This window comes from Pseudomonas sp. RW407 (genome assembly GCF_003176655.1).
In the GTDB taxonomy this organism is placed as follows: domain Bacteria; phylum Pseudomonadota; class Gammaproteobacteria; order Pseudomonadales; family Pseudomonadaceae; genus Pseudomonas; species Pseudomonas delhiensis.
Map to the genome: position 1 here is coordinate 734,629 of NZ_QGSL01000107.1, position 15,682 is coordinate 750,310.

14 protein-coding genes are annotated in these 15,682 nt (G+C 65.3%); 9 read left to right on the plus strand and 5 right to left on the minus strand.

The window, feature by feature from the left end; all coding sequences use genetic code 11:
* The first annotated feature begins 61 nt into the window (after positions 1-61).
* Genes DK254_RS27410 through DK254_RS27425 form a run of 4 tightly spaced genes read left to right on the plus strand, consistent with a single transcriptional unit; the run spans position 62 to position 4,321 of the window.
* Positions 62-994 carry a TauD/TfdA family dioxygenase gene (locus tag DK254_RS27410; RefSeq protein WP_109936350.1) on the plus strand — a complete coding sequence of 311 codons (933 nt, stop codon included), beginning with the start codon at positions 62-64 and terminating at the stop codon, positions 992-994.
* Positions 991-2,472, plus strand: a complete 1,482-nt coding sequence (locus DK254_RS27415; protein WP_109936351.1) for an AMP-binding protein — start codon at positions 991-993, stop codon at positions 2,470-2,472. The genes DK254_RS27410 and DK254_RS27415 overlap by 4 nt, the downstream gene beginning before the upstream one ends.
* Before the next feature lie 10 nt (positions 2,473-2,482).
* Positions 2,483-3,082, plus strand: a complete 600-nt coding sequence (locus DK254_RS27420) for a thermostable hemolysin (protein ID WP_109937318.1) — start codon at positions 2,483-2,485, stop codon at positions 3,080-3,082.
* Between the two features lie 48 nt (positions 3,083-3,130).
* Entirely contained in the window at positions 3,131-4,321 is a 1,191-nt protein-coding gene (locus tag DK254_RS27425; protein WP_109936352.1) for a multidrug effflux MFS transporter, read from the plus strand.
* A 259-nt stretch (positions 4,322-4,580) separates the two neighbouring features.
* On the opposite strand, the gene DK254_RS27430 is transcribed toward DK254_RS27425, so the two are convergent.
* Complete coding sequence (locus DK254_RS27430) at positions 4,581-5,624, minus strand: ornithine cyclodeaminase (RefSeq protein ID WP_109936353.1); 1,044 nt, start codon at positions 5,622-5,624, stop codon at positions 4,581-4,583.
* Positions 5,625-5,761: 137 nt separating this feature from the next.
* On the opposite strand from DK254_RS27430, the gene DK254_RS27435 reads away from it, so the two are divergent.
* Positions 5,762-6,256, plus strand: coding sequence for an Lrp/AsnC family transcriptional regulator (locus DK254_RS27435; RefSeq protein ID WP_089391658.1), 495 nt, complete (start codon positions 5,762-5,764; stop codon positions 6,254-6,256).
* A gap of 186 nt (positions 6,257-6,442) precedes the next feature.
* Here the strand turns inward: DK254_RS27435 and DK254_RS27440 are convergent, their stop codons facing one another.
* From DK254_RS27440 to DK254_RS27450, 3 genes are all read right to left on the minus strand, one after another.
* Entirely contained in the window at positions 6,443-6,853 is a 411-nt protein-coding gene (locus tag DK254_RS27440; RefSeq protein ID WP_109936354.1) for a PA2817 family protein, read from the minus strand.
* 77 nt (positions 6,854-6,930) lie between these two features.
* Positions 6,931-7,347: a PA2816 family glutamine-rich protein gene (locus tag DK254_RS27445; RefSeq protein ID WP_109936355.1), complete on the minus strand. Its 417-nt coding sequence runs from the start codon at positions 7,345-7,347 to the stop codon at positions 6,931-6,933.
* Between the two features lie 144 nt (positions 7,348-7,491).
* A complete protein-coding gene (locus tag DK254_RS27450) occupies positions 7,492-9,930 on the minus strand; it encodes an acyl-CoA dehydrogenase (RefSeq protein ID WP_109936356.1) in 2,439 nt (812 codons plus the stop codon).
* 146 nt (positions 9,931-10,076) lie between these two features.
* Between DK254_RS27450 and DK254_RS27455 the strand changes: the two genes are divergently transcribed.
* From DK254_RS27455 to DK254_RS27470, 4 genes are all read left to right on the plus strand, one after another.
* Positions 10,077-10,748, plus strand: coding sequence for a transglutaminase family protein (locus tag DK254_RS27455; RefSeq protein WP_089391654.1), 672 nt, complete (start codon positions 10,077-10,079; stop codon positions 10,746-10,748).
* A gap of 115 nt (positions 10,749-10,863) precedes the next feature.
* Positions 10,864-11,484 (plus strand): glutathione S-transferase, encoded by a 621-nt coding sequence (locus DK254_RS27460; RefSeq protein ID WP_109936357.1) that lies wholly within the window; start codon positions 10,864-10,866, stop codon positions 11,482-11,484.
* Between the two features lie 92 nt (positions 11,485-11,576).
* The gene (locus DK254_RS27465; RefSeq protein WP_109936358.1) at positions 11,577-12,509 is read left to right on the plus strand and encodes an ABC transporter ATP-binding protein; all 933 of its coding nucleotides are present in this window, start codon (positions 11,577-11,579) and stop codon (positions 12,507-12,509) included.
* On the plus strand, positions 12,506-13,282 hold the full coding sequence (locus tag DK254_RS27470; RefSeq protein ID WP_109936359.1) for an ABC transporter permease: 777 nt from the start codon (positions 12,506-12,508) through the stop codon (positions 13,280-13,282). Before DK254_RS27465 ends, DK254_RS27470 begins: the two co-directional genes overlap by 4 nt.
* Before the next feature lie 443 nt (positions 13,283-13,725).
* Here the strand turns inward: DK254_RS27470 and DK254_RS27475 are convergent.
* The coding region (locus DK254_RS27475) for a TonB-dependent receptor (protein WP_371921184.1) at positions 13,726-15,682 on the minus strand (1,957 nt) is incomplete at its 5' end.

Here is a 15,682-nt window from a genome sequence, read left to right on the forward strand (position 1 = left end):
TTGTGTATTTGCCCAGGTGGTCAAGACTACTGCCTGCTCACAATAGGAAGAGGAATTGAAGATGCTAAATAAAGTCCAGTCGGTAGTTTTTCCATTTTATCGGCAGCCTGTGCCCTGCTATGGATTCGAATGTGTCTATGCTGTCGAGTCGGGACTGCGTGTTTCCGACTCGATCAACAGCGAAACACTCTATGGCGATCTCGCTCATAGCGGTGCAGTGATCTATCGTGACTTTGCCGATACGCTCGAGGATTTCAACAACCTCGTCAGTGCGCATTCATCACGTGTCACCTTCGACCCGGCGCGCAAGGCCGCGACTTCGAACACTGCGGAAATCGAAGCGGGCGTGTACGAGATGGGCCTGCATCGTGAGAACGGCAACCTACCATTTAATCCCGATCTGCAGTGGTTCTATTGCCTGGAGCCTGCGCTGGTAGGATCCGAAACGACGATGTGCGACGGCTGGCGAGTACTGTTTGAGCTTTCGGCGAAAACCCGCAAGCACTTCGAAAGTCGCGATATCCGTTATGTCCGGCGTATTCCCTGGGCAAATGTAAAGCGCTTCCTCAGTATCGAGTTGAACCTGCCGATCGAAGATATTACGGATGAGCATTTATACCAGGTTAACGAACATGTGAAAGGTCAGGCTTATCAACGCATTGATCAAAATCTTATTTCTTCGGAGTTTGTTGTCTCTGCATTGGAAATAAGCCGCTTTAGCGGCAGGAAAGCTTTTTGCAATTCCATGCTTGGGCCCAGTGTCAACTACGAGCCTCCACTCATTACATGGGCCGATGGTGAAGATATTTCGCTGGATATCTGGGACGAGATCAAGGAAATAACTGCGCGCAACACTTACAGCCATTTTTGGAAAAAGGGCGACATCGTTGTCATTGACAACACCCGTGTTATGCACGGTCGCCGTCGGCTGGACGATACTTCCCGCCGGATCTTTGGTGCCCAGAGCTATCGGCATGGGGGGAACAGCCAATGATCAGCAGGAAAATGCAAGATTATTTGGCGAGCGCACCCGACCGTGTGGTGATTCGGGAAATGAATGGCCGTGCTTATAGGCTGCAGGAGTTGCGTCGGGACGTAATGCGCCTGGCATGCGCCTTGGAAGGTCGTGTGGGGCATTGCGAACGCAAAGTGTTCGGGATCGCCATGCGTTCCTGCTATGAGTGGATCTACACCCTGTTGGCGATTCAGCAGGTTGGCGGTGTGCTGCTGCCCGTACCTATCGAGTTCTCCGATGACCAGATCGGCAGTCTGCTGGGCAAGGCTACAGCGGTGTTTGTGAGCGATGAAAGGACTGCCAGCCGCTTGCACAACATTTTCCCGGGCAAGTCTTGCTTCATTCCCAAGCGCTTGATGAACGAGGAGGTCGGCGAGGCATGGTGTCAGCAAGATGAGTTGATCCCGGCGGGCATCGTGTCGATCATCCATACCTCCGGCACCACTTCCCGCCCCAAGGGGGTGATGATCCGGGACGAGGCGGTCGGGTTGCTGGTCGACAATGTAATGGCGCGCCTGCCACAGCAACCACTGCATTATTTCTCGATCGTGCCAATGAGCCTTCTGATCGAGCAGGTGCTGGGGGTGTTCATTCCGGTTCTGTCTGGCGGCACCCTGACACTCATGCCCGAAGGCGTGGCCGAATACGGCGCCGCGAGTGGAAATGCCAGGCAGTACCTGGAGCTGATTGCGCCTAACCAACCCAACTTTCTCTATCTGCCGCCAAAGCTGTTGGAGGAGGCCAACCTGTTGCTCGAGCACTGTTCGGTGGAGGAACTGTTCGGCCCGCTGCGCCCGCACATCATCACAGGTGGTGCGAAGATTCCGGTCAGCGTGCTGGAAGTCCTGGACGCTCGAGGCGTGCAGGTGTTCGAGGCGTATGGCCTGAGCGAGAACTCTTCGATCATCTCGCTGAACTCGCCCGTTGAGCGTCGCATAGGATCGGCAGGCAAGTTGCTCGACGGCATCGAGCCCAAGCTGGTCGATGGCGAGTTACTGGTGAAGACGCCGACGCTATGCGCAGGGTACTACAACGCCGACGACACCGCCTGCGATCTGTCCGACGGTTATCTGCACACCGGTGATATTGCCGAGTTGCGCGACGGCTACCTCTACATCACCGGGCGCAAGAAGCATGTGATCATCCTTTCCACTGCTCGCAACATTTCTCCGGAATGGGTGGAGAGCGTCTACAAGGAAAGCCCGGTGGTGGACGACATAATCGTCATGGGCGAAGGACGGGACGAGCCATGTGCCGTTGTGCTCAGCACTTCTGACCAGGAACGGGTGCGCGAGGAGATGGCCCGCCTGGAGCACCGGCTTGCCGATTTCGCCCGGGTAAGGCGTATCCGCGTTATCGACGATATCGCCAGCTTCCGTGACCAGTTCTACACCGTCACCGGTCGGCCACGGCGCGCCGAGATAGAGGCCCATTTCATCGACCAGATGTATGTTTAGGGGGATGGCCATGTATCTCGTGCGTAATTTCTACAAGGGCTGCCCCGGCTACCGTTGTCTGCAGGAGGCGGTGCACGCTCATTACCTCAAGCACTACGGCGCGACACCGGAGCCCCGGCCCGACGTGTTCGTCTGCCTGACCAACTCGAATGGCGGCGCTCCGGGCTATGCCTGTGCAGGCGTTAGCTACGGTGATTCCGGCAAGTTGTTCAGCGAGTACTACCTGGACGAGGAGCTGGACGAGCGTTATGCGATCGACCGTGCACGCATTGCCGAAATCGGTGCTTTCTCTTCGTTCCAAAGCGGCAGCGGGGCAGGCAAGTACCTGCTCGACAATGTCATCAAGGCCTTGGCGCTACGCAATTTTGGGCTGGTGGTACTGACCGCGACAGCGCAGGTACGCCAACTCCTGGCGCCGATTGTTGACAACCTCGATGACCTCGGCGGTGCCGAGCGCAGTCGTGTCAAGGACCCAGGTGTCAATTGGGGCACCTATTACGATCAGGCACCACGGGTAGTAGCCGCTCGTTTGTCATCCCCCATCGCGTGGCTCACGGCGCCCACGCAACCAGTAGCCCAGTCTCATTTCGCCAGTCGGAAATTTGCCTAACCACATCCCATTCCGGGCATACCCACGCCCGGAATTCCGGAGATAGCCATGAACGCGAACAAGCGTTACGAGAATTTCATCGTCTTTTTGGCGCCGCTGATTAACAGCCTCGGTGGTATCGCCATCGACCTGTATGCGCCCAGCATTCCTTCCATGGGCCGTGAGTTGGGGGCTGGCCCCTCGCTCATGCAGAACACCATTACCATCACCTTATTGTTCTATGCCATCGGCCAACTGTTCTTCGGCATCATGGCCGATGCTCGAGGCCGCAGGCCGGCTGTGCTGCTGGGGCTTTCCGTGTTCCTGGCGGGTAGCTTGCTGGCCACGGTCGCGACCTCCATCGACATGCTGTTACTGGCCCGGGCCCTGCAAGGCTTTGCCATCGGTGCATGCCAGGTGGTTGCTCGGGCCTTGCTGGTGGACGTCGTCAAGGGGCCTCGCTTCTATGTGGCGATCATTTACCTGAGCCTGGCCTTCGGCCTGGGACCGGTCGTCGCGCCGTACGTGGGGGGGGTGATCGAGGTGCACCTGGGCTGGCGCTACAACTTCGTCCTGTATGCGGCCTATGCCGTGATTGTGCTGGCGTTCGTACTGGCCGGGCTGAAGGAATCCCTCGCTCCAGTTGCCCGGCGTAGTGTGCTGCAGATCGTTGGAGGGTATCGCTTCATCCTCGTTGACAGCCGTTTCTGCGCCTCTGTGATCATTCTCGGCTCGAGCTTTTCGGCCTTCCTGTTGTGGAACGTGTTTGGCCCGCATATCGTCCAGGAGCGCCTGGGCCATAGCGCCCAATACTTCGGTACCACGGCACTGGGGGTGGGCAGCTGCTATCTGGCAGGAACCCTGCTCAATCGTGTTCTGATCCGCGTCGTCTTTCCGGAGACGCTGATGTGGACGGGCCTGGGGCTGTTCTTGCTGGGCATCATCAGCATCGCTGCAGTGCCGGATGCGTTGAGTCTGACGAACATCCTCGGTGGCATCATGCTCATTGCCTTCGGCCAGGGCTTCATCTTCTCTAATGCCATGGCGCGCTCCATGTCGTTGTTCCCCGACCGCGCAGGGGTGGCGGCGAGTCTGCAGGGTTGCCTTATGCTGGTGTTCGGGGCGTTGACCTCGGGTGTCGTCAGTACCCTGCCGCTGGAGTCGAACCTGGCGATTGCCGGCGTGTTTTTCGTCCTGTTGCTGGTATCGCTTTCAGGGATGCTGGCTGTCAGGGCGAGGTGGCAGGTATCCATGGCCTGAAGCATGAGGCCAAGCGTACACGTGCTAATACGTTGGATCGGCTTGTCTGACTTAGCGATGGCTTCGCAATCTCATACGCCTGTCTCTTCGACGGGCGTATGAGGCGGGAACCTCCATCAATGGCCAGTCAGCCCGGTATTGTTCATGGTGAGAGCCGTTGTTGCCTTGGACCAGCGGGCATCCAGTTACCCTGAGCGTTTGTTGCCCCGGCGGTCGATGGTCTTCCCTGTATCGTGCCGCTTATAAGTTTCTGCGGCCTTCAGCCAATTGCCCGTGCTGCTGGCTGAGGGGCTTGCAGTAACTGGAACAGGTCCTTCGGGTCCTGTGGCCGCGGCACCAGCTCGATGTCGCGGCCGATGCCGCGTTCGCGCGCCGCGTCGTGCAGCCAGCGCAGGGCGGAGAAGTCTTCCAGGGCGAAGCCCACCGAGTCGAACACGGTGATCTGCTCGGCGTTCTGCCGGCCCTCGGTGCTGCCTGCGAGGATGCGCTGGAACTCGATCACCGGGAAGTCCGCCGGCATCTGCTGGATGTCGCCCTCGATGCGTGTCTGCGGTTCGAACTCGACTATCACCCGCGCGCGTTCCAGCACTTCGGCCTGCAGCTCGGTCTTGCCCGGGCAGTCGCCGCCCACGGCGTTGATATGCATGCCCGGCTCGAGCATGTCGGCCGTGAGGATGGTGGCGTTGGTCTTGTCGGCGGTGACCGTGGTGACGATGTCTGCGCCGCGCACCGCGTCGCGCACGGAGCCCGCCACCACCAGCTTCAGGCCGGGCAGGCCGGCGAGGTTGCGCTGCAGCTTGGCGGTGGCCGCCGGGTCGATGTCGAACAGGCGGATTTCCTCGATGCCCAGCAGTTCATGGAAGGCGATGGCCTGGAACTCGCTCTGCGCGCCGTTGCCGATCAGCGCCATGCTGCGGGCGTCGGGCCGGGCGAGGAAGCCGGCGAACAGCGCCGAGGTGGCGGCGGTGCGCACGGCGGTGGTCAGGGTCAGTTCGCCGAGCAGCAGGGGGTAGCCGGTATCCACCCTGGCCAGCACGCCGAAGGCCATTACCGTGGGCAGCTCGACGCGATGGTTCTTCGGGTGGCCGTTGACGTACTTGAAGGCATACAGCTTGCCGTCGTCGGCGGGCATCAGCTCGATCACGCCGAGGGCGGAATGGTTGGCGACGCGGGCGCACTTGGTGAATTCGTCCCAGCGTCGGTAGTCCGCCTCGATGTAGCCGGCCATCGCGCGGATCGCCGCGCCCGGGCCGATCTCGCCGAGCAGTCGGCCAACGTCCTGCACATCCAGATAACGGGTCATGCTGCCATCCTCCTGAGTGGGAGCGCCGCGCGTTCATCGGGCGCCTGGGGTCAGTCTATGCCGCTGGCCAGGAATAACTGTGCTTTCCGACTGCATGGGCTAGTCTTCTGCGCAAAGACAGACTCAGGATGAAGGGAATGAAGAAAAGAAATTCCAGCCTGGCCAGCCTGGATGCCACCGACCTGGCGATGCTGCGCCTGCTGCAGGAGGACGCCAGCCTGTCCAACGCCGAGCTGAGCGAGCGCCTGGCGCTGAGCGTCACGCCCTGCTGGCGGCGGCGCAAGCGCCTGGAGGAGGAGGGCTACATCCGCGACTACCAGGCCAACCTCGACCGCCGGCGCCTGGGCCTGGACATCCTGGCCTTCGTCCACGTGCGCTTCGCCGCCCATTCCGACGACGCCTCGGACCGCTTCGAGGCGACCGTGCGTGAGCTGCCGGAGGTGCTGGCGTGCCACAAGATCACCGGCGACGCGGACTTCCTCCTGCAGGTGCTGGAGAAGGACCTGGACGCCTACGCGGAGTTCGTCGAGAAGGTGCTGCGCAAGCAGCCGGGGATCGCCTCGATCCAGTCGACCCTGGCGCTGCGGGAGATCAAGGATTGCCACCGGATACGGGTGCCGGAGGAGGGGTAGGGCGGCCTGATGGCTGGATCGCGGACGGAGTCATACTGTAGGAGCGGGCCCTGCCCGCGATTTCGCGCGCAGGGCGCGCTCCTACAATGGAAATGGCGTGGGTGGGGCGGCGTAGGAGCGGACTCTGTCCGCGATCGGCGGATAACGCTTCGCGTTATTCACCCTACGTGGCGCCCCGGTGTCGGCTCAATGCTTGGCCGAGCCTTCCGGCAGCGCCAGCAGGGCCTTTTCCTTGTTCCAGTCGAAGGGCACGCCGTTTTCCTCGGCGGCGAAGCGGCGTTCGTCCAGCTGCTGGTACATGTCGATTTCTTCGTCGGGCATGAAGTGCAGGCAGTCGCCGCCGAAGAACCACAGCAGGTCGCGCGGCACCAGGTGGGCGATCTGCGGGTAGCGATGGAAGGTCTGGGCAATCAGGTCCTGGCCCAGGTACTGGGCGCCCACCGGGTCGCGCGGCAGTTCCTCCAGCAGTTCGTCGAAGCGCTCGAGGAACAGGCCGTGGTTCTCCTCCGGGACCTGCTCGGCTTCGCCCAGGGCGCCAAGGATCATGCGCAGGTGCTGCAGTAGGGCGAGGTGGTGGTCAAGGTAGGCGCTGGCCATGGTGGGGTCCTCTGCGGAAACGGCTGAAACGGGGGCGGAGTATATCGGGTTTCGCCGCCCCCGCCGCGCGCCGCCGTTCAACGGAGCGGCCGCGACTGGGTCTGCCGGCGCTGGTTGTCGATCATCCGCCGCTGCATGTCGAGCTGCTGCTGTTGCTGCTGCAGGCGGAACTGTTGCAGGTCGGTGCGCTGGCGCTCGATCGTCTGGTCCTGCAGGCGCTGTTGCTGGCGCTGGCGGTCCAGGGACTGCTGCTGGTCCTTGAGCTGTTGCTGCTTGAGCTGCAGGCGCTGGTCCTCGTACTGCAGGCGCTGGTCCTGCTGCTGGGCGCGGCGTTGTTCGGCCTGGCGCTGCAGGCTGTCGATCTGCTGCTGTTGCGCGTCCAGGTCGACCAGCGGCGCCGGCGGCGGGCTGTTGCGGCTGGGGTAGAGCCAGGAGTCGGCCTGGGCCGTGGCCGCCACGGCCAGGCCGACGAGAAGGATGGTCAGGATGCGCATGGGCGTTCTCCCGGTTGCCATTCCCTGCCAGTGTGCACCCATCCGCCGGCCCTGGCAGCCCCGCGGGCCGAAAACGCCAAGGGCGCCGTGTCGGCGCCCTTGGCGTACTGCTCCCTTCATGGGGTAGGGAAGGGTTCTGCGAGGTCAGACCTTGCCCGGCTGGCCGAGTTCCTCCTTGGCGAAGTCGTCGACGTCGATCACCTGGCGCCGGGCCGCTTCCGCGGCGTGCAGCTGCTGGCCCTGGGCTTCGTCCAGCACCCGCGCGGCCACCGCGGCGTCGATCGGCGACTGGCCGGGCGCGGGCCGCAGCCTGCCTTCCTTGAGCGCCTTGTGCAGCTGCTTCTGCAAGGGCGCCGTCTCGCGCAGGGCGGTGAGGGCGCGCTCCAGGTCGGCCAGCGGGTCGCCCTCGGCGGTGGGCAGGAAGGTGCCGTAGAGGATCGCCTGCAGTGCCGGGTCTTCCAGCGGGCGGCCGAGGATGCCGGCGATCTCCGCGTCCAGCGCGTCGCCCGGGCCCTTGTGGCGGCGGCCCAGGGGGAACACCAGGAGCTTGAGCAGGCAGCCGGCGCAGCGGTTGGGGAAGTTCTCCAGCAGCGCGGCCAGGGCTTCCTCGGCTTTCGCCAGGTTTTCCTCCAGGGCCCAGCGCAGCAGCGGTTGCAGGTGTTCGGCGTGGTTCAGGTCGTGGTAGCGCTTGAGCGCCGCCGAGGCCAGGTAGAGGTGGCTGAGGGCGTCGCCCAGGCGCGCCGAGAGGCGTTCCTTGCGCTTCAGCTCGCCGCCCAGGAGCATCATGCTGAAGTCGGCGAGCATGGCGAAGCTGGCCGCCAGGCGGTTCACCGCGCGGAAGTAGGGGCGCGCCACGCGGTCGCCGGGCACGTGGTCGAAGCGGCCGAAGCCCAGGCCCAGCAGCAGGCTGCTGGCGGCGTTGCTCACCGCGAAGCCGATGTGCCTGAGCAGCAGGCGGTCGAACTCGTGGGCGGCGTGGCCCTGGTCCTCCTGCTGGGCCAGGGCCATTTCCCTGAGCACGAAGGGATGGCAGCGGATGGCGCCCTGGCCGAAGATCATCAGGTTGCGCGAGAGGATGTTGGCGCCTTCCACGGTGATGAAGATCGGCGCCGTCTGCCAGGCGCGGCCCAGGTAGTTGCGCGGGCCGAGGATGATGCCCTTGCCGCCGTGGATGTCCATGGCGTGGCTGATGCACTCGCGGCCGCGCTCGGTGAGGTGGTACTTGAGAATGGCCGAGAGCACCGAGGGCTTCTCGCCCAGGTCCACCGCGTGGGCGGTGAGGATGCGCGCGCAGTCCATCATCCAGGCGTTGCCGCCGATGCGCCCGAGGGCCTCCTGGATGCCTTCGAAGGCGCCGATGGGCACGTTGAACTGCTCGCGGATCTGCGCGTAGCGCCCGCTGCTGTAGCTGCAGCCCTTGGCCGCGCTGGTGCCCACCGCCGGCAGGGAGATGGAGCGGCCCACCGACAGGCAGTTCATCAGCATCATCCAGCCTTTGCCGATCATGGCCTGGCCGCCGATGATGCAGTCCAGCGGCAGGAACACGTCCTTGCCAGAATTCGGTCCGTTCATGAAGGCCGCGCCCAGCGGCACGTGGCGCCGGCCGATCGCCACCCCGGGGGTGTCGGTGGGCACCAGGGCCAGGGTGATGCCCAGGTCTTCCTCGCCGCCCAGCAGGTGGTCCGGGTCATGGCACTTGAAGGCCAAGCCCAGCAGCGTGGCCACCGGGCCCAGGGTGATGTAGCGCTTCTCCCAGGTCAGGCGCAGGCCGAGCACTTCCTCTCCCTGCCACTGGCCCTTGCAGACGATGCCGATGTCGGTCATGCCGCCGGCGTCGGAGCCGGCCTGCGGGCTGGTCAGGCCGAAGCAGGGGATTTCCTCGCCGCGCGCCAGGCCCGGCAGGTAGCGCTGGCGCTGCTCGTCGGTGCCGTAGTGCAGCAGCAGCTCGGCCGGGCCCAGGGAGTTGGGCACCATCACGGTGGAGGCCAGGTCGCCGCTGCGGCTGGCCAGCTTCATCACCACCTGGGAGTGGGCGAAGGCGGAGAAGCCCTTGCCGCCATACTCCCTGGGAATGATCAGGCCGAAGAAGCCCTGTTCCTTGATGAAGGCCCAGGCCTCGGGCGGCAGGTCCATGCGCCGGGAAATGTCCCAGTCGTCGACCATGGCGCAGAGCTGCTCGGTGGGGCCGTCGATGAAGGCCTGTTCCTCCTCGCTCAACTGCGGCGCCGGGGCGCCCAGCAGCTTGCTCCAGTCCGGGCGGCCGCTGAACAGGTCGCCGTCCCACCACACGGTGCCGGCCTCGATGGCCTCGCGCTCGGTGTCGGACATCGGCGGCAGCACCTGCTTGAACCAGGCGTACAGCGGGCCGCTGAACAGCTTGCGGCGCAGTTCGGGCAGGGCCAGGGCGGCGGCCACCGCCAGCCAGGGCAGCCAGAGCAGGACCATCCAGCCGTGGGCGTGGCTGAACAGGCCCATGAAGATCAGGTACACGGCGACGATGCCCAGCGCCGGGGCCGGCGCCACGCGGCGGTGGGCGAGCCAGGCGACGCCGAGCACGAGAACGATCAACCAGAGCAACAACATGCGCTTTCCTCCATGACGAACGACAGGACGATCCCCTTGAGCTTAGCCGGGTGTTGGCGCCTTCCTCGGCGAGCTTGGCCGGATCGTCCTCCACGGCGTGCGGACGGGCTGTTTAGACTGGCCGGAACCGTGAAGGAGATTCCCCCATGCAGGCTTACCTCGAACCCGGCCGCTACCTGGATAGTGACCACCCCGCGGTGGTCGAGTTCGCCCGCCGGCACCGCGGCGCCTCGACGCAGCCGCGCGAGCAGGCGGTGGCGCTGTACTACGCGGTGCGCGACGGCATCCGCTACAACCCCTACGTGTTCAGCCTCGATGCGCAGACGCTCAAGGCCAGCCACGCGCTGCAGGCCGGGCAGTCCTACTGCGTGCCCAAGGCCGCGCTGCTGGCGGCTTGCGCGCGCCTGTGCGGCATCCCCGCGCGCATCGGCCTGGCCGACGTGAAGAACCACCTGGCCAGCGGGCGCATGGTGGAGCTGCTGCGCAGCGAGACGTTCGCCATGCACGGCTACACCGAGCTGTACCTGGACGGCCGCTGGGTGAAGGCCACGCCGGCCTTCAACCGCGAGCTGTGCGAAGCCTTCGGCGTTCTGCCGCTGGAGTTCGACGGGCGCCAGGACAGCGTCTTCCACGAATTCGACCAGGGCGGCCGGCGGCACATGGAGTACCTGTGCGACCATGGCCAGTTCGCCGACATCCCCGAGGCGTTCTTCTTCAGCCACCTGCGGGCCTGCTACCCGCACCTGTTCGACGCCGGCCCCACGCCGTTGTCCGGCGACATGCAGGCCGAAGCGCCGAAGCATGAAGGCAATCGATAGTCATCATCAGTCCGCATGCCTTTCTTCTTGCCGCGCCGACCGGTAGGGTGCTCGCATCCACCGGCCGACCTGCCTCGGCCGCGCCCACCCGCCGAACAAGAAGAGGCTGAACGCCATGCTGAAGATCTGGGGCCGCAAGAATTCGTCCAACGTGCGCAAGGCGCTGTGGTGCGCCGAGGAGGCCGGGGTGGCCTACCAGCGCATCGACGCCGGCGGCGCCTTCGGCGTGGTGAACGAGCCGGCCTACCGCGAGCTCAACCCCAACGGCGTGGTGCCGACCCTGGAGGACGGCGACTTCGTGCTCTGGGAGTCCAACGCCATCGTCCGCTACCTGGCGGCCAAATACGCGCCCGACAGTCTCTACCTGCAGGACCTGCAGCAGCGCGCCGGCGCCGAGAAGTGGATGGACTGGACCACCTCGACCTTCGCCGGGCCCTTCCGCACGGTGTTCTGGGGTACCCTGCGCACCCCGCCGGAGCTGCGTGACCAGGCTGCCATCGCCGCCGGCATCGAGGCCTGCGTGGAGGCCCTGGCGGTGCCCGAGCAGGCCCTGGCGCGCCAGCCATACTTGTCCGGCGAGCGCTTCGGCATGGGCGACATCCCCCTGGGCAGCTTCATCTACGCCTGGTTCGAGATGCCCATCCAGCGCCCGCCGATGCCGCACCTGGAGGCCTGGTACGCCCGCCTGCGCGAGCGCCCGGCCTACCGCGCGGCGGTGATGACCGCGCTGACCTGAGCCGCCCGCGACGCCGGCGAAGGTTGCATTTGCCGGCGCCGGCCCTTATCTAGCTGTTCCATTTTCTGCGCCGCCCAGCCACGGGAAATTCCATGAGTTCCGCGCTTACCCTCCGTCAACTGACGAAAACCTACGGCAACGGTTTCCAGGCCCTCAAGGGGATCGACCTGGACGTCGCCGAGGGCGATTTCTTCGCCCTGCTCGGCCCCAACGGCGCCGGCAAGTCCACCACCATCGGCATCCTCTCGACCCTGGTGAACAAGACCAGCGGCACGGTCACGGTGTTCGGCCACGACCTCGACCGCGAGCCGCTGAAGGTCAAGCGCTGCCTGGGCGTGGTGCCCCAGGAGTTCAACTTCAACCAGTTCGAGAAGGTCTTCGACATCGTCGTGACCCAGGCGGGTTACTACGGCATCCCGGCGAAGATCGCCAAGGAACGCGCCGAGAAGTACCTCAACCAGCTGGGCCTGTGGGACAAGCGCAACTCGGCCTCGCGGGAGCTGTCCGGCGGCATGAAGCGCCGGCTGATGATCGCCCGCGCGCTGATCCACGAGCCGCGCCTGCTGATCCTCGACGAACCCACCGCCGGGGTGGACATAGAGCTGCGCCGCTCGATGTGGAACTTCCTCACCGAACTGAACCAGAAGGGCATCAGCATCATCCTCACCACCCACTACCTGGAGGAGGCCGAGCAGCTCTGCCGCAACATCGCCATCATCGACCACGGCACCATCGTCGAGAACACCAGCATGCGCAAGCTGCTGACCCAGCTGCACGTGGAGACCTTCGTGCTCGACCTCAAGGGTGCCGTGGCCCAGCTCCCGCAACTGCCCGGCTACCCGGCGCGGCTGCTGGACGACCACACCTTGGAGGTGCAGGTGGACAAGGCGGCCGGCATCAACGGCCTGTTCGCCGCGCTCAACGCGCAGGGCATCGAGGTGCTGAGCCTGCGCAACAAGACCAACCGTCTGGAGGAGCTGTTCGTGTCGCTGGTCGAGAAAAACCTGTCGAAGGTGGCGGTATGAGCGAGCTGCGCGCCAACTGGGTGGCCCTGAACACCATCGTCTACCGCGAAGTCCGCCGTTTCACCCGCATCTGGCCGCAGACCCTGCTGCCCCCGGCGATCACCATGGTTCTGTACTTCGTCATCTTCGGCAACCTGATCGGCCGGCAGATCGGCGGCATGGGCGGCTTCAGCTACATGCAGTACATAGTGCCGGGGCTGATCATGATGTCGGTGATCACCAACGCCTACGGCAACGTGGTGTCGAGCTTCTTCGGCAGCAAGTTCCAGCGCTCCATCGAGGAACTGCTGGTGTCGCCGGTGTCGCCGCACACCATCCTCCTCGGCTACACCGTGGGCGGTGTGTTGCGCGGGCTGGCGGTGGGCATCATCGTCACGGTGCTGTCGCTGTTCTTCACCAAGCTGCAGGTGCACCACCTGGGCATCACCGTGCTGGTGGTGGTGCTGACGGCCACCATCTTCTCCATGGGCGGCTTCGTCAACGCGGTGTTCGCCCGCAACTTCGACGACATCTCGATCATCCCGACCTTCGTGCTGACGCCGCTGACCTACCTGGGCGGGGTGTTCTACTCCATCCACATGCTGCCGGCGTTCTGGCAGACGGTGTCGCTGGCCAACCCCATCCTGCACATGGTCAACGCCTTCCGCTTCGGCATCCTCGGGGTGTCGGACATCCCGATCGGCACGGCGCTGGTGTTCATGCTGGTGGCGACGGTGATCCTCTACTTCTTCTGCATACGCCTGCTGGTGAGCGGGCGGGGGATGCGGCAGTAGCGGCGGCTCCGTGCTCGGCAGCGAGCGGGGTGAGGCCAAGGCCAAGCGGCGGATAACGCGGAGCGTTATTCGCCCTACGCCAGGCCCGCCATGGACGTAGGGCGAATAACCGTTCGCGGTTATCCGCCGCTACACCTTCCTTGCCGGCCATTGCGTGGTTGAACCTGGCGCGGCTTTGACGGCGGCTCCGTGCTCGGCAGCGAGCGGGGTGAGGCCAAGGCCAAACGGCGGATAACGCCGTAGGCGTTATGCGCCCTACGCCAGGCCGACCATGGACGTAGGGCGAATAACCGTTCGCGGTTATCCGCCGCTACACCTTCCTTGCCGGCCATTGCGTGGTTGAGCCTGGCGCGGCTTTGACGGCGGCTCCGTGCTCGGCAGCGAGCGGGATGAGGCCAAGGCCAAGCGGCAGATAACGCCGGGCGTCATTCGCCCTACGTTCTTCAGAACGCCACCTTCACCCCCGCCTCGATGCCGCGTCCCGGCGCCGGCACGCTGTCGCGCAGGATGGAGCTGGCGTAGCGCACCGTCTGGTTGGTCAGGTTCTCGCCCTTGACGAAGGCCAGCCACTGGCTGCCACCCACGTCGAATTTGTAGCCGACGCTGGCGCCCAGGGTGGTGTAGCCGTCGGTGGCGAATTCCTCGTCCGGCACCCGGTGTTGCGAGGCGGCGTGTTCCACGTCCAGGCGCGCCTGCCATTGCTGCAGTTCCCAGATCAGCGCGCTGTTCAGGCGCAGCGGGGCGATGCGCGGCAGCGGCTGGCCGGTGTCGCGGTTCTTCGCCCGGGTGTAGTCGCCGGACAGTTCCAGGTCGAAGTTGCCGTAGGGGCTTTCCAGCAGGTGGATGCGGTCCTGCGCCTCGACGCCGTAGAACTCCGCGCGCACGCCGCTGTAGAGGTATTCCGGCAGGGCCTCGTCGCTGTCGGCGGCGACCACTTCGCCTTCCTCGTCGCGGTAGCGGCCGCTGGCGAGCAGGCCGATGTAGTTGGAGAAGCGGCTGTAGAACACGCCGACGCTGCCCTTGTGCACGCCGTTGTCGAAGCGCAGGGCCAGGTCGGTGGAAACCGCCTTCTCCTTGTCCGCGTCGGCGTCGCCCACCTCGAAGGTGCCGGTGGCGGCGTGGGGGCCGTTGGCGTACAACTCGTAGAAGGTCGGCGCGCGCTCGGTGTAGCTGAGGGTGGCGGCCAGGGCCCAGATCGGCGTCAGCTGGTACACCGCGCCGGAGGACAGGCTGCCGGCGGTGAAGCTGCGGCCGCCGTCGTTTTCGGCGAAGCGTTCGTTGCCCTTGGCGTCCGGGTCGATGCGGCTGTGTTCGACGCGGCCGCCGAAGCTCAGCGCCAGGCGCTCGGTGGCCTGCCAGTTCTCCAGGAAGAACAGCGCCGCGCTGTCGGTCTCGGTGTGCGGCACGAAGGCCTCTTCGCCCAGGGCCGAGAAGCGGCTGTTGGCCACCTGCGCGCCGACCATCCCCTGCAGCGGGCCGATAGGCTTGTGGCGGGCCTCGATGCGCGCCTCGTAGCCGTCGTTCTTGAAGGTGGTGCCGGTCTCGCCGTCCTCGATCTCCTTGTGCTGGTACTCGGTGTAGGCGGCATCCAGCTTCACCGAGCTGAACGGGCCTTCGAGGTCGCGGATTTCCGAGGCGAAGGCGTAGCGGTCCTGCTGCATCTTCAGGCGCACGTCGTCCTCGGCCGGGGAACCGTAGTTGCTGTCGTAGCCGCTGTAGGACAGGCCGGCGTAGCCGTGCTCCCAGTGGTAGCTGCCGCCGATGGCGCCGCTGTCCTGGCGGCCGTCGCTGTTCTCGACGCGGTGCCTGGCGTCGTCGCCGTCGAGGGCGCGCTGGCGGCTGGAGTGGGCGTAGCCGGGAATGCGCAGGTCGTTGAACTCGCGGGAGCCGGCGTCCAGGTGCAGGGCGAAGTTGCCGTCGCCGGCCTCCAGCGCGCCGGCCGCGCTGCGGGTGGTGTCGGCGCCGCCGTAGCGCAGCTCGCCCTGGCCGTGCACGCCGTCCACCGGTTCGCTGGGGATGCGGTTGTCGAAGCTGTTGACCACCCCGCCGATGGCGTTGCCGCCGTAGAGCAGGGCGGCCGGGCCGCGGACCACCTCGATGCGCTCGACTACGTTGGGGTCTTCCGGCACGGCGTGGTCGTAGGACAGCGACGAGGCGTCCAGCGCGCCCACGCCGTTGCGCAGCACGCGGATGCGGTCGCCGTCCATGCCGCGGATGATCGGCCGGCTGGCGCCGGGCCCGAACCAGGTGGAGGACACCCCCGGCAGGCCATCGAGCGTCTCGCCCAGGCTGCCTTTCTGGCGCAGCGTCAGCTCATCGCCCTGCAGCACGCTGCTGGGGGCGGCGGGTTGCACCTCGCCCAGCGGGTTGGCGGTGATCACCTGGTCCGGCAGGGCGGCG